This window comes from Paenibacillus xylanexedens, from assembly GCF_017874615.1.
Lineage (GTDB): Bacteria > Bacillota > Bacilli > Paenibacillales > Paenibacillaceae > Paenibacillus > Paenibacillus xylanexedens.
This window is the reverse complement of sequence record NZ_JAGIKV010000001.1, coordinates 370,386-383,978: the sequence shown is the minus strand read 5'-3', so window position 1 is coordinate 383,978 and position 13,593 is coordinate 370,386. Positions and strand designations below refer to the sequence as shown.

Sequence of the window (13,593 nt, the reverse complement as noted above, 5' to 3'; positions counted from 1 at the left end):
AAGGGAGGTAGGGAAGCCATGTACAAAGTGCAACTGGAACGTATGCGTGAAAAGTTGATCACTCTCCGAAGTCTGGACCCGGATTTGGAGCTGTTTGGTGCAGAAAACCATGAATATGAAATGGCGTCTGTGTGGACCCAGAAGGATATTACGCAATTTGAACAGAAATGGCGAATTGAGTTGCCGGAGGACTATAAGGTATGGCTTCTTCATATGGGAACAGGTGGTGCAGGGCCTTATTATGGTCTGGAAAACCCGGATGACGGCGTATACGCCGTTCTGGGTTATGACGATGAGCTGAACGCGGTCTCGGCCCCTTTCCAATTCACGGAAGCATGGAACTGGAACTATGACTGGTTCGATGACAGCAAGGAAGAAGAGGAATGGGAAGCGCTGGAACATGAATATTTTGATCCAAAATGGTCGGCAGGCATGCTGCGCATCAGTGATTTTGGTTGTGGCATCTCCATGAATCTGGTTGTTAAGGGAGCCTCCTACGGAGAGATCTGGGTTGATGACCGGGCTAACCGCAATGGAATCTATCCTGATCAGTATTGGGGCAATACGAATCGATTACATTTTCTGGACTGGTATGAGTTGTGGTTGGATCGTTCAATCCATCAAATGCATGAACAAAAGCAACAATCTGGAGCGAACGAAGTCTGAAGGAGGTTGTACATATGGGCTGGGAATATGGGATTAGAACAACGGAGCCTGCGATTTTACCTGAAGTTGTGAAGTGTCTGGCAAGTTCATTAAAATTTACCGAAGTGTATAGTTTGGAACACCAAGCCAACGGCTTTGTATTGAAACGTGAAGATCCTTCCTGGCCTAGAGCACTTGAAGTGTGGATAGAAAAGGCTTCCGGGTTAGAAGAGATTGTGGATGGGGATTCGTATATCTACTGTTTGTTTCATATCTGGGGTGAAGAGGCGCGGAGCTGGATGCATCAGATGGAGCAAGAAACCAGGCGGGTTGATGGTGGTTTAATCTGGTTTGAACTCTGATCGGTAGAAGATTTGCCTGAAACAGGAGGAACATATATGGCTAAAAAATCAAAGAGAACAATTCCTGCGCTCATATATCAATATCAAGGTCCGCAGCGGAATGTGGGTTTTGTTTTATCCCCTTTATACATAGAAGAATCGGTTGAAGTAGAGATGGAAGCTGACCCACGAACTGGAGAAGAGATGAAGGCTCTTGATCCCTGCTGGGAGAATCCGATTACGAAGGATGTGTGGGTGGGGATTTTATCAGAGCTGGATCAACAGGCGGTTGCAGAGCCAGAATTACGGATTTTTTTGAATCGGTTCACCACTTGGGTGAGAAATCATCTGCAATTGGCCGACGGGATCGAAGTCACCGGCAATTTGTAAGTTAGTTGATCTTGGATTGTTCATTCGTGTACGTAATTCAGTATATCGGCGGCCGAATTGTTATGTAATCAAGCTCCCTCATGATGATGGCGGAGCTTTTTTTGATGAATAAAAACCGTTTGCTTCACTCACCCGTCTTATACCACAGAAAGAGAGAGAAGGAGGGATGCGGGGTGGAAACAAAAGCAGAGATGAACCAGAGGATTTATGTACAGACCGAAGACGAGACGGCATTTGTGCAATCCATTATGGAACATCAAGATACGCTCATTTCTATTGCCTACAGTTACCTGCGTAACCGGCAAGATGCGCTGGAAGCGGTACAGGAGATGACATGCCGTGCTTGGATCAAACGTCGTACGCTGAACAATGAGAAGGCGTTCAAGTCGTGGATCATTCGGATTCTGATCTATGTCTGCATCGATGAACAGAGGCGCCGCAAGCGGGCAACACCTCTGGCGAAGGAGGATCTGGAGGACAGCATTCCGGCGTCTTGGATGATTAGCGTTGATGATAATCGAATAGCTATTGAATCTCTTTTGCAAAAGGTGAAACCAAAATATCGCCATGTATTATTGCTGAAATATTATAACGACATGACGCTGACAGATATTGCCTCGATCCTCGGCAAACCGGAAGGGACGATCAAGACCTGGCAGCACAAGGGGCTCCAGCAGTTGCGCAAGTTGATGAAGAATAGGAGGGATTGGCATGACCACTAACCCGGAGGAGAAAGCACTTCTTGCAGACGCATATCAGGTGAAAAGAGAGAAACAGCACTGGAATCCGGCGGACACGACTGCGGCAATTCAACGCGGTCTCGCGATGGCTAGAACAAAACGATCAGGTAGGACCGTTCGTATCAAATGGATCACGGCAGTGCTGGTCACGGTCCTGGCTGCAGGTTGGTTTCTTATGGGTCCGATTGGAAACTATGGGCAACAACCGGCAACATATACTGAGCCTGTAACCGATTGGGGAGTACTAGAGCCCTTTCGTGGCCTGTTAACTTCGGATATGGACCGTGCCACGATTACTTCAACGCTCAATCATGGTTATGTGCAACTCGTGGATCGGACGGTTACATCTGGAATATATAAGTTAACCGTGAATGCAGTTATGGCAGATGAGAACAGGATAACTGTATTGTATACCGCCAGAACGGATGCTTCGCAAGAGATGTATTCAACTGTAAATATGAAGATGACGGACGCTTCGACAGGGCACTTGCTTGACAATGGCAGTGCAGGAGGTATTCATTTTTCGAAGGATAAGCATACCATTTATGGCCGGAATACAATTGAGCGAAGTCGAAATAAACCGCTGCCTGAGCAAGTAAATATTCAGTTTCAGCTTTCCTCTGTTGTTCCTGGCGTCGTAAAATATTCGGAAAACGGGGAAAAGGAACGGAAATATCAATTTTCCAAAAAAATGAATCTTTCTTTTGCGCTGAATCCCAAATTTTCTATCCCAAAAACGGAAATCATCAACGTTAATTGTACTTTTACCGTTGGGGGTTATGAAGTTATGTTGTCAGAAGTGGAATTATCACCGCTTGTTACTCGGGTTAGATTTGTTTTTGAGCCGGAGCAAGAGATCGATTACAAAATGAAGTTGTTGATCAGTGAGGTCGTTCAGCCTCTCGAGATTGTAACTACCACTAAAAACGGGAAACAGACCAATTTATCCATGGTAAGCGGGAGTGAAGCGGAAGATGGAATGATATATTCTTTCAGCAGCAATCTATTGGACAATCCAGAGTCAATGGTATTAAAACTTCGTGGTAAACCAGATAAGGTCTATGATGATTTGCAGGAAGCCAAGAATGATGAACTGGAAATCAAAATCAAATAAGATGAACTAACTGGCAATACTCTTAATCAGATTAGGTGGATGTTAGTGAAAGCAGAGAAGGGATGTCCCTCAAGGTCGTAAGCCTTGTGAGACATCCCTTCTTAAATATGAAAATGGCGGATCTTATACAGTTAAAATATCTACTCCCAGAGTTGGAAGAGTCAACTTCTGATCCAACTTCTCGCTGGTCAACAAGCTGCGATAAGGAACGTCCAGCGTAATCTCTCGTTGCTCATTCGTCAAATTGATCAGAAACAGGAAGTTTTGCTCCCCCTTCGTTCGAATCGACAGCTCGACACCTTCCTGCAACTGGATTTTGGGCGCCAAATCCTTTTCCTTCAATATGCCTTCAAACAACTGATAGAAATACGATGGCTCCGGCCAAGTGCCGACATAATACACTTCACCTTCACCAAACTTATTGACAGTAACCGCCGGTACACCCTCGTAAAAGTCGTTGTCATACCAGGCGATCGGCTCTGCACCTCGCAGTTCCAGTAGATCACACCATTGCTTCGCAGCGAAAGTCTTGCCCTCCGCGTTCCGTATCCGATGCTCACTGTTGCCGATGGCATCATATTCACATACGACAACACCCGCCGCTTTACCCAGTAGCCCCGGCAGAGGCAGCATCTCACATACATTCCTCATGTTCTTCACGCCAGTCCGATTGGTAAGGACAACCGTACCACCCTTGGCTGCGAATCGCTCCAGCCGCTGTGCTACTTCTTCACTTAACAGGAAGAGGGAAGGGACAATGACCAGCTTGTACCCATCGAGCTCCTCAGTCCAGTTGATAACGTCTGTACCGACGCCCATTTTCAGAAATGCCTTATGCATAGAGGAAAGGTTGTCTATATAGTGCATTCCCCCTTCCGCCTGCGGCTGAAGGGAAAGCGCTGTGTGCTGATCATGCGAATGCAGAATAGCAACCTGGGTAACAATGGTTGAGTCGGCGAGCATTTCTCCTAACCGGTTCACCTCGCGAGTAAGCTCTGCAAACTCCCTGAACCTGCGTCCAGGAACATTGCTGTGGTCGATCAGCCCATGCCAGAACTGTTCCGCTCCGACGGTTGCACTCCGCCAGCGGAAATGGACGACCATATCCGCACCGCGGGCGATTGTCTGCCAGGAGCGAGCTCGGATCAGTCCAGGATACGGGGTGCGCTGAATAGGCATCCAGGCGCCCTGCGCTCCGCTGAGCTGTTCCATTACCCAGAAATTCCGGCGTTTGATGCCGCGAACCAAGTCCAGCGTAAGCGCTCCGTTCCTCGGAAACCGATCTCCATAATCGCGATACAGCTCATTCGGATAATAATCAACAGAGACGAAGTCCAATTCGTTGTGCATATCATAATAGTCCAGGCTATTCGGATACTGCCACATGTTATGCGTCACGAATTGGCCTGGACAGTTCCGGCGTAAAATCTCAAGCTGCCATCCCAGCAGATAGCCTACGCTGTCAGAACAAAATCGCTTGTACTCCAGAAGATAGGAAGGATTCATCGGTTTGCTGGCACCGAGTGGCGTTGTTACCTCAGCCCAGCTGCTGTACTCACCACTCCAGACGACCGTACCCCACTCCCGGTTCAACTCCTCCAGATTGGAATAACGCTTTTGCAGCCAAGCGACAAACGAACGATTACATGTATCACAATGGCATTCCTGGTAGTGCATCTCGTTATCGATTTGCCAGCCAATAACGGCGGGATGCTTACCGTAGCGCTGTGATATCGCTTCCACAAATTTGGAGCCCAGCATTCTCAAGGAAGGGCTGTTGTTGCAACGATGTCCACGCACACCTGGCCGAATGATGTGGCGTTGTTCATCCATGGGCAGCACATCCGGATAACGGGTTGTCATCCAGTTTGGCGGGGTATTGGTGGGGGTGCATAACACAATTTCCATACCACGCGAAGCGAATACTTCTATGGCCGCATCCAGCCATTCAAACTGATAATTACCCTCAGTCGGTTCCATTCGGCTCCAGGCGAACTCCGCCATTCGCACAACTGCAACCCCTGTCTGTTGCATAAGTATGGCATCTTTCTCCCATAACTCCGGGGTCCATTGCTCTGGATAATAATCAATTCCGATCTTAATTGTCATCCTGTGATCTCCTTTATTTATCAATATATTGCGATTATATGTTATATTAATTCGAGTGAATATCTTAAATAATTAATATGATATAACAATATTAAGATCAGGAGAGTTAGTCGTATGCCTCATCCCAATCGTAATTTTCCGGTGTTATCTGCCCGAGACAAGCTGCTCCCTTTTTATTTACTTGGCATCGGCCTGCATCATGAACAGGAGCATATCCGCCGAGACCAAGGCATTGAGGATTATCAGTGGATACAATGCCGCAACGGTGTGGGTAAGCTCAAGCTAAGTGAGACGGAACATATCGTCAAGCCAGGTATGGGCATGCTGTTATTCCCTGGACAGAAGCACGAATACTATGCGCTATCCGACAGTTGGGAAGTCGACTGGATCATTTTCGATGGCAACGGGTCAGTAAACTTGTTTAAAACCGTGGGCATTGTCAACACATGCGTATACACACTTGCACAACCTGAATACCTTCTATCCCGAATGCGGGAGCTGCTGCAAGCTGCCTTAACACCACAAGAGCAGACATTAAGCAATTACGCCTGCTCCGCCATTCTCTATACCTTATTGACAGAGATTATTCAACGCGTATCTGTTGAGGGCAGCGATACGGTCGGGCAGCAGTATGAGCGATTAAAACCGGTTCTGGACTATATTGAACAGCATTATGCTGAAGAGATCACTTTGCCAACGCTGGCTGGATTGATCTGTGTCACACCAGAATATTTCTGTCATTTGTTTAAGAAGACGACAGGTATTCGTCCCATTAGCTATGTTAATCAGGTAAGAGTCAACAAGAGCAAGGAACTGCTGCTCGACAATGTGCAGCGCGGGATGGAGGATATTGCTCGTCAAGTTGGCTTCGAATCGACCAGCTATTATGGAGCCATCTTCAAGAAGCTGGAACGAATTACACCTGGCTCCTTCCGCCGCAGCTATCAGAAGTCGTAACATATTATTATCCGCAAGCGATGTGTTTTTGTCAGAGGCTTTAGGAACTGATCCAAGGGTGGATCAGTTCCAAGTTGGATCACATAGTACTCGTTAATAGAGCCGCTAATTAGCGGCTCTATTTTGTGTGAAAGAATGGCCTGGTTTTACGTTTTTTCACTATATCTGATCTGCTGTTGCATAAAAATGATAATTGTTGTCTTTTTGCAATTTTTGTATTGTCACAGCCAAAGTTACACGATATAATCGAGTTGTCTTTGAGGATAATATTATAAAGGATGGTGAAATTTTGAAGAAATTTTCGATGCTTTTACTCGCTGTAACTCTATTGTTGTTAACTGTCTCCACAGCCCCGTCTACATATGGTGCGGCCAGTTATCCAAACACAGGTACGAATGGGTTGACTGGTTTTGCAGGCAGTGCCAAGAATGAAAATGGTGTATCCAAGTCAGCTACGACAGGTGGCAAGAACGGTCAGGTGGTTTATGTTAGTAATCTCAATGACTTGAGAACACATATGGCGGGCTCTACAGCCAAGATTGTCGTTGTTGAACAGAATATTTCTTCCTCCACGCTGCAAAAGGTTGAATTTGGAGCGAACAAGACCCTTGTAGGTTCCTTTGGCAAACATACATTAACGAATATTCATTTCAGATCCACAAGCAGTTCAAGCAATGTGATATTTCAGAATCTGACTTTTGAACACGCTTCCAATATTAATGCCAATGATGATATCCAGATGTATATCACTTCAGGTTCCAATTACTGGATTGATCATGTGACGTTTGCTGGTCACAGCTACAGCTCTGGCGGTAGTGATCTGGACAAACTTCTGTATATTGGTGATCGCGCCGACTATATTACGATTAGCAATTCCAAATTTGCGAACCATAAGTATGGCGTCATCCTCGGTCATCCGAATGATGGTAACAGCAGTTACAATGGAGTACCTCATGTGACGATGTCCAATAATTACTTCGAAAATTTATATGTACGTGGTCCTGGACTTTTAAGATATGGTTACTTCCATCTCAAAAACAACTATGCAAACAACTTTAACCAGGCCATCACAATTGGTGAAAAAGCACGGATTTATTCCGAAAACAACTACTTTGGTGCTGGCGCTGAAAAGGGTGGCATCCTGGATGACAAAGGAAAAGGTGAGTTCACGGATAGCGGCAGTACACCAGCGCTTAATAGTCCGACTTCTCCTAAAACAAACTGGAGACCAAGTTCCAATTATAGTTATCAGGTAGAGAGTGCCAGTTACGCGCGTGAGTTCGTCACCAAGTATGCAGGTTCCTCCAATACGACACTTGTATTCGGAAAGTAAGAGCTGCTGCACATCCTTTCACGACCCAAAAGGCCTGTCTTGTACGTCATAACGTATAAGACAGACCTTTTTTGTTTATAAAATGATATGCTTACATATCATTTTATATTTCATATTCATTTTAAATGTTGAATACCGATATACATAAAGTAGCGCTGATTTCATACTTGTGAAGTTAATATGTACTATGTTAAGGCGCTGCGTATTTGCGATTTGCACATAAGCAGGACCAAAGACTACTAGATGTAGTACAGAAAGGCCCTACAACTTACATTTAACCTACATAAAAGGACGGGGTATGCATGGATCGTATGGACGAAATTATTTGGAAAAGGAACAAATTAATTGGTATCATTTTGTGGATTATTATTGCCATTGGTATGGGGCTTGCCTTTACGATGCCGAAGTTACTTGTGTCCAATGGAGTAGCTCTAGTCTTTGTAGTTTGGATTACATACGCTAATGCGAAAAAGAAACATATTCATCTCATTCCATGGCTGATTACCGTATTACTGACAATATGTGGCGTCTATGTCGGTTGGGGAACGGTCAATTTTGCGTTAAGTTTGGTTATAACCGCAGTTCTACTGTTATTTCCTAACAAGAAATTTTTTGTGGTTGGATTTTCGGTATTACTAGTCAACAGTGTTCTGCAGTTATTTGTTATGAATACCGTTGACTCCGTTGAGCTAATAGGTAATATCGTTAATGTGGGACTATTCGCTCTCACGGGGGCCATTCTGATGCTGGTCTCCCAGCTGAATCAAAGGCTCTTCCATGAAAGTGAAGTACGTCAGAATGAGGTGGAGCATTCTAAGCAAAGAGTGGAAACCATGCTGGAGCGTGTGAAGGAATCGGTCGAAGGTTTATCTCGTTATACGGATCAATTGAAGGAAAAAGTGAATGCGACCGGCTCTATCACCAATGAGGTGACGCTTGGGTTCAGTGAGGTTGCAAAAGGTGTTGAGTTCCAGGCGACCAGTGTGGCCGAGATCTCGGAATCCTTATCTGTATCGGATCAGCATATCAAGGACGTTGCGTCGTATTCCCAGCAGATGAAAGAGTTGTCCGCAAGTATGGCAACGAGCACGCAAACTGGAAGCACACAGATGGACCAGCTAAACACCCAGATGCAAGATCTATATGAAACGATCAATACAACTGCAAATGACATGCGAAAGTTCAACGAGGAAAGTGAATCCATGACGCTTATGCTGAACAGCATAGCGGATATTGCGAGTCAGACCAACCTGCTCGCGCTTAATGCAGCCATTGAAGCCGCTCGTGCGGGTGAGCATGGACGTGGGTTTGCTGTTGTATCAGAGGAAGTTCGCAAGTTGGCAGAGAACTCGGGTCAGTCCGCAAGTGATATCGGAACCATCCTGTCTCGACTAAAAGGACAGACGCAGGCACTGACAGATCGATTCGAACGTATTCGTCTATCGTTACAACAAGGAAGAGATAGCGTCCATACAGCAGAGGAAGTATTCCGTACGATCAACAGCAACTCTCAGCATGTGTTGAATCAAGCGACAGATATCGAGACTAGTTCGGCTACAATGAAGAAATCTTCCACCAGAGTTGTGAATGAAGTTTCCGAGATTTCGAGTGTAACGGAGCAATCCAGTGCAGCGACAGAAGAGATTCTGGCGAGCATGGAAGAACAACGTAACCTGACACAGAAGATGGTAGAGAGCTTTGGAGAATTGGAGCAACTGATTGTAGACCTGAATGAGTTAGTCTCGGATCATCAGGCTTCTTCCGTTGAGAATAAACTTTAATATTAATAGTTGAGGGCCTGTCGGTACGTATTTAGCGTACTAGACGGGCTTTTTTCATCTGGAATACAGCTTGATGCCGACATTTTTTTCCTATACAGTGTGTTGTGTAGAGTATGAAGAGCGTAGAACGAAACTGTAAATGGTAGTTCAAAGAAGATGTTACCTCATGGGGGAGTAAAAGGTTGAAGAATAAAGGAATGAAAGACAGCTCGGCCTACGATGACCGTACATATGAGCATAGGAATGATAATCGCGCTGCACGCGTGCGTCTTTATGATCAGCATTCGTTCAAAGGCATGGACTGGCCCGATACGGAGGATGGCAGATATGCCAGAGCTTATCTGGAACCTATGATGCTGGACGGGACCCAAAGCTTTATGTCCAACGTGGAAACAACATTGTTGCTCGCCCGGATTGATGATCTCGTTATACCGCTGACGGTGAATGATACAGAGTATGATAATGCTTACGTTTGTTCGCCATATACGCATTATGTGAGTTATGCCAAGCAGGAATTGACCATGTTGCAGAAGCCTGTGTTGGAAAAAGGTCTTTCTGTGCTGCTCAGTCTAATAGGTTGGGGAATGAAGCAATCGCAGATCAACAAAGTTGTGCATGTGAACAACTGGTTGTTCTCCACCAATCTGTATCCAGCCATGTCAGGTGAACAGGCGGCTTGTTTGCTTGCAGCGGTACGAGAGCGATACCCTGAACATGTCATTGTATTTCGCTCCTTGTGTCAGGGACTTCATCCCGATCTGACGGCGAGGCTAACGGAAGTGGGGTGTCGACTGATTCCCAGCCGACAAATCTACCTGTACCAAGCGCATGATCCGAATTTTGGCAACTCGAAGTCACGCTGGCTGTTGAAGCGGGATTATGAATTATTGGGCAAGCATGGATACGAATTCGTTTCCGAATCAGATATGACGGATGCAGATATTCCGCGAATTGTGGAATTGTACAAGCTGTTATACCTTGAAAAGTACTCCTATCACAATCCGCAATTTACCGAGCGGTTCATTGCTGCTGCGATGGCATCAGGAACACTCAGACTCTATGGACTGCGAAAGGAGGGGCGCCTGAACGCGGTGATGGGTTATTTCTGTCGAAATGGAATCATGACAACCCCGCTGTTTGGTTACGATACGGCGGTGTCTCAGTCCGTCGGACTATACCGCATGTTATCAGCTTGTCTAATCGCACAGGCTCGCGAGAATGGCCATCTGTTACATGAGAGCGCCGGGGCTGCGCAGTTCAAACGCAATCGCGGTGCTGTGGCGGATTTTGAGTATTCGGCTGTGTATGAGCGCCACCTTCCGTGGGGCAGACGCTGGTGCTGGTTGCTGCTTGATCGGTTGTTGAATCGCGTAGGTGTGCGGCTGATGCGCCGCATGAAGCTGTAAACAGACACATAAACGTGTTTACGCTACCCGATGAGAGGTGTGAGCTTGCATCTGGTTTGACTGCACACTTGCACACCCAACTGGTCATCGTGATACGCACATTTGTGCGCAGTTGCCTAATTAGACATGCTCTGCGAGTTGTACCTCGAAGCCGTCAGGATCTGTAATGTAAATAAACCGCAGATGCGGATTGGGCTGGATGGGGCCGCGCACAATCGGAATATTCAGTTGTGCCAGTCGTTCCATGGCTTCATCCAGCGAGTTCACCTCATAACCGATCGACACGCCGGCCTCTTGTTTAAGAATGGATTCACTGCCCTCAATCAGTTCCAGCTTGGCTTCATTCTCCATGCCCAGCATGGCAATCTGCCGTCCACGGCTTTCGAATCTGCGCTGAATTGGAAGTCCAAGTATGTCGTGGTAGAATCCAAGCGAAGCTTCCAAATTACTGACCCTCAGCGTGATCCAGTTTAATTTGATCAACATGGGTGAATCTCTCCTTTTTCTTGCATGATATGTATTTTTGTTACGTTCATTATACGATAGGCGCTAGCAGGAACCTACTCTTTAATAATAAACAATAAAATAGCTGCCGAAATATTCGGCAGCCAGATGGTGTAATCTCCTTGTGGTTCCGTAGCTCTAACGAATCATTGAATCAGATCAACGGCCGTTTGTGGAACAAAGGCTTCTACACCGTTGTAAACAATTACACCTTCCAATGCTGTCTTTTTGCCGTTTACCAGTGCAATATTTTTGTAGATTTGCAGTTCCAGTTTGGTGTTGCCTTTTGTTACGAGGATCTTCGGATTTTTGACGTCCGTCAGGTCCAGTTTGTACGTCGCGCCTTTGGCTGTAAATGCCTGTTTGGCAGGTACAAACAATTGTTTGCTCACGCTGTCGAGATCCAAATCCAGTACTCGTGCCATATATTTGGCGACATCCGTGTTATCAATCACACCGAATGGACGGTCATTGTTCGGAGCATACGTGTACAGCACAACATCTCCACCTGTATGACCACCGGTTGTCCAGCCGATCCCTGCACGTTTGCTAATCATTGGACCGATTGCATAGTTAAGACTGCCCGGCTCGGCCGCTTTAATGGTGGCAATCTCCTCGGAAGTAAGATCGATAATGCCATAATATTGTTTCATCACTGCGTTGATGTTTGTGCGCTTGGCATTCAGCTTCGCTTCAACGCCCTCGCCTGTCAGTTTGGCCTTTTTCAAAGGTCCGATAAATGTGGACAACGGCTCTTTGTCATAAGTGCCGGAAGTTGCGTTGTTACCAATGGTGAGTCCACCATTACCATGGTCCGTAACAGCCACAACGGCAGTCTCTCCATCCGCTTTAGCAAAATCCATGGCTACTTTTACGGCATCGTCAAAAGCCAGTACGTCACTGATAATACCAATCGGATCGTTGGCGTGAGCTGCCCAGTCCACTTTACTGCCTTCGACCATGAGGAAGAAGCCATCTTTGTCTTTGGACAGTACTTCAATGGCTTTGGATGTCATCTCGGCAAGGCTTGGCTGCTTCGCAGGATCACGGTCCATATTATAAGCCATGCCTGCGGGTGCAAACATACCCCACAGTTTGTTCGAATCGGATGCTTTCATTGCAGCTGGTGTAGTGACGTAATCGTAACCCAGTGCTTTGATGGAAGAAATGAGATTCTCGCCGTCTTTACGTCCGGCTGGCTCAAGATATTTGCTACCTCCACCCAATACAACATCCATGCCATTGTAGACTTGTTGTTTGCTGAGTGCATCATAGTTTTTACGGTCCGGATAGTGAGAGGAAAAGTCCGCTGGTGTGGCGTGCATAATCTCGGATGTAGCGATAATGCCAGTTGCTTTACCCGCCAGTTTGGAAGCTTCCAGCACAGAAGCGATCGGTTTTCTTTCGTCTCCAGGCGCAATAGCCTTTTGCCCAGGCATGGTAGCCTTGTCCGGCAGTACACCAACAAATCCGGTATGAGATTTATAACCTGTTGCAAAAGCAGTTCCGGCAGGAGCTGAGTCGGCAATCGGCGCATCGGCGGAGTGTGTCCGAACCATGCCGCTTGCCATGGAGTCCAGTGTCAAGGATGAGCCCTTATACCAACGAGCCAGAGCGGTAGCATCGTTGGCCATACCGTCAGGAATCAGAATAATCACATTTTTAATCGGTGATGCAGATGTTGTTGAGGTGGTATCTTCCACAGCCCACGCTGCACTGCTTCCTCCGAGTGTAGCCGTAACAATTGTTGTCACCGCGAGCATCATTTTGGCTGCACGGACATTAAACCGGTTTAACATGAATGCATCCTCCTAAAATATATGTATAGTTGGTATCCCAAACCAAGTGTATACAACAATTGCTAAACTAACGTATGAAATGGGTTAACTATATGTAAAATTTACGATTAGTGAAGGGTGCTGGAATACCGGTAAACTGGACAAAGTGAGGAGTTGACGAATTAAGAGACAGTTCAAAGATCATATAGTGACGATTAAAAAAAGATATTGCGAACGCTTACATTATGTGCTAACATCACCATAACAACAGGATTGTAACCGTGTTCAGGGCAATACCTGTGTCAGTTCATTCGTTGGTTGTTTGTTCATCAAACGATTGATTGCGTTTACATTTTAATATGGAATGAACCTCATTCCTCAGGGTTGTTACTGATTGCAGGCAAAACCTGAATTGAGGGCAGTAGACCACGCTAAAGCGATGTCTGTTTGCCTTCGGTTCAGGTTTTTTTTATATAAAAAAATGCCTGATGGCAT

12 protein-coding genes are annotated in these 13,593 nt (G+C 46.1%); 9 read left to right on the top strand and 3 right to left on the bottom strand.

The genetic code is table 11. The features are described 5' to 3' along the window. Positions 1–18 precede the first annotated feature (18 nt). The 5 genes from J2Z28_RS01665 (at position 19) to J2Z28_RS01645 (ending at position 3,230) form a co-directional block, all read left to right on the top strand. Positions 19–666, top strand: a complete 648-nt coding sequence (locus J2Z28_RS01665) for an SMI1/KNR4 family protein (protein ID WP_211080924.1) — start codon at positions 19–21, stop codon at positions 664–666. Between the two features lie 14 nt (positions 667–680). After that, complete coding sequence (locus tag J2Z28_RS01660) at positions 681–1,007, top strand: hypothetical protein (protein ID WP_211080923.1); 327 nt, start codon at positions 681–683, stop codon at positions 1,005–1,007. 36 nt (positions 1,008–1,043) lie between these two features. Next, entirely contained in the window at positions 1,044–1,376 is a 333-nt protein-coding gene (locus tag J2Z28_RS01655; RefSeq protein ID WP_211080922.1) for a hypothetical protein, read from the top strand. Positions 1,377–1,567: 191 nt separating this feature from the next. Beyond that, the gene (locus J2Z28_RS01650; protein WP_211081031.1) at positions 1,568–2,098 is read left to right on the top strand and encodes a sigma-70 family RNA polymerase sigma factor; all 531 of its coding nucleotides are present in this window, start codon (positions 1,568–1,570) and stop codon (positions 2,096–2,098) included. Beyond that, complete coding sequence (locus J2Z28_RS01645; RefSeq protein WP_211080921.1) at positions 2,088–3,230, top strand: DUF4179 domain-containing protein; 1,143 nt, start codon at positions 2,088–2,090, stop codon at positions 3,228–3,230. Before J2Z28_RS01650 ends, J2Z28_RS01645 begins: the two co-directional genes overlap by 11 nt. Before the next feature lie 123 nt (positions 3,231–3,353). On the opposite strand, the gene J2Z28_RS01640 is transcribed toward J2Z28_RS01645, so the two are convergent. Continuing rightward, positions 3,354–5,339: a beta-galactosidase gene (locus J2Z28_RS01640; RefSeq protein WP_211080920.1), complete on the bottom strand. Its 1,986-nt coding sequence runs from the start codon at positions 5,337–5,339 to the stop codon at positions 3,354–3,356. 114 nt (positions 5,340–5,453) lie between these two features. Between J2Z28_RS01640 and J2Z28_RS01635 the strand changes: the two genes are divergently transcribed. The 4 genes from J2Z28_RS01635 (at position 5,454) to J2Z28_RS01620 (ending at position 10,816) form a co-directional block, all read left to right on the top strand. After that, positions 5,454–6,296 (top strand): AraC family transcriptional regulator, encoded by an 843-nt coding sequence (locus J2Z28_RS01635; RefSeq protein ID WP_211080919.1) that lies wholly within the window; start codon positions 5,454–5,456, stop codon positions 6,294–6,296. A gap of 289 nt (positions 6,297–6,585) precedes the next feature. Further along, positions 6,586–7,629 carry a pectate lyase family protein gene (locus tag J2Z28_RS01630; RefSeq protein WP_091013596.1) on the top strand — a complete coding sequence of 348 codons (1,044 nt, stop codon included), beginning with the start codon at positions 6,586–6,588 and terminating at the stop codon, positions 7,627–7,629. Between the two features lie 302 nt (positions 7,630–7,931). After that, positions 7,932–9,410: a methyl-accepting chemotaxis protein gene (locus J2Z28_RS01625; RefSeq protein WP_211080918.1), complete on the top strand. Its 1,479-nt coding sequence runs from the start codon at positions 7,932–7,934 to the stop codon at positions 9,408–9,410. A gap of 182 nt (positions 9,411–9,592) precedes the next feature. Further along, positions 9,593–10,816, top strand: coding sequence for a GNAT family N-acetyltransferase (locus J2Z28_RS01620; RefSeq protein ID WP_211080917.1), 1,224 nt, complete (start codon positions 9,593–9,595; stop codon positions 10,814–10,816). Between the two features lie 120 nt (positions 10,817–10,936). Here J2Z28_RS01620 and J2Z28_RS01615 read toward each other — a convergent pair whose 3' ends face one another. Further along, a complete protein-coding gene (locus tag J2Z28_RS01615) occupies positions 10,937–11,302 on the bottom strand; it encodes a VOC family protein (RefSeq protein WP_211080916.1) in 366 nt (121 codons plus the stop codon). 164 nt (positions 11,303–11,466) lie between these two features. Further along, positions 11,467–13,119 (bottom strand): alkaline phosphatase, encoded by a 1,653-nt coding sequence (locus J2Z28_RS01610; RefSeq protein WP_244988034.1) that lies wholly within the window; start codon positions 13,117–13,119, stop codon positions 11,467–11,469. Positions 13,120–13,593: the final 474 nt, after the last annotated feature.

Excerpts from the sequence above, each read along its gene's own strand:
- J2Z28_RS01650 (WP_211081031.1), top strand. The coding sequence starts at position 1,568 with ATGAACCAGAGGATTTATGTACAGACCGAAGACGAGACGGCATTTGTG.
- J2Z28_RS01665 (WP_211080924.1), top strand. The coding sequence starts at position 19 with ATGTACAAAGTGCAACTGGAACGTATGCGTGAAAAGTTGATCACTCTC.
- J2Z28_RS01640 (WP_211080920.1), bottom strand. The coding sequence starts at position 5,339 with ATGACAATTAAGATCGGAATTGATTATTATCCAGAGCAATGGACCCCG.
- J2Z28_RS01610 (WP_244988034.1), bottom strand. The coding sequence starts at position 13,119 with ATGTTAAACCGGTTTAATGTCCGTGCAGCCAAAATGATGCTCGCGGTG.
- J2Z28_RS01645 (WP_211080921.1), top strand. The coding sequence starts at position 2,088 with ATGACCACTAACCCGGAGGAGAAAGCACTTCTTGCAGACGCATATCAG.
- J2Z28_RS01615 (WP_211080916.1), bottom strand. The coding sequence starts at position 11,302 with ATGTTGATCAAATTAAACTGGATCACGCTGAGGGTCAGTAATTTGGAA.
- J2Z28_RS01625 (WP_211080918.1), top strand. The coding sequence starts at position 7,932 with ATGGATCGTATGGACGAAATTATTTGGAAAAGGAACAAATTAATTGGT.
- J2Z28_RS01660 (WP_211080923.1), top strand. The coding sequence starts at position 681 with ATGGGCTGGGAATATGGGATTAGAACAACGGAGCCTGCGATTTTACCT.
- J2Z28_RS01635 (WP_211080919.1), top strand. The coding sequence starts at position 5,454 with ATGCCTCATCCCAATCGTAATTTTCCGGTGTTATCTGCCCGAGACAAG.
- J2Z28_RS01655 (WP_211080922.1), top strand. The coding sequence starts at position 1,044 with ATGGCTAAAAAATCAAAGAGAACAATTCCTGCGCTCATATATCAATAT.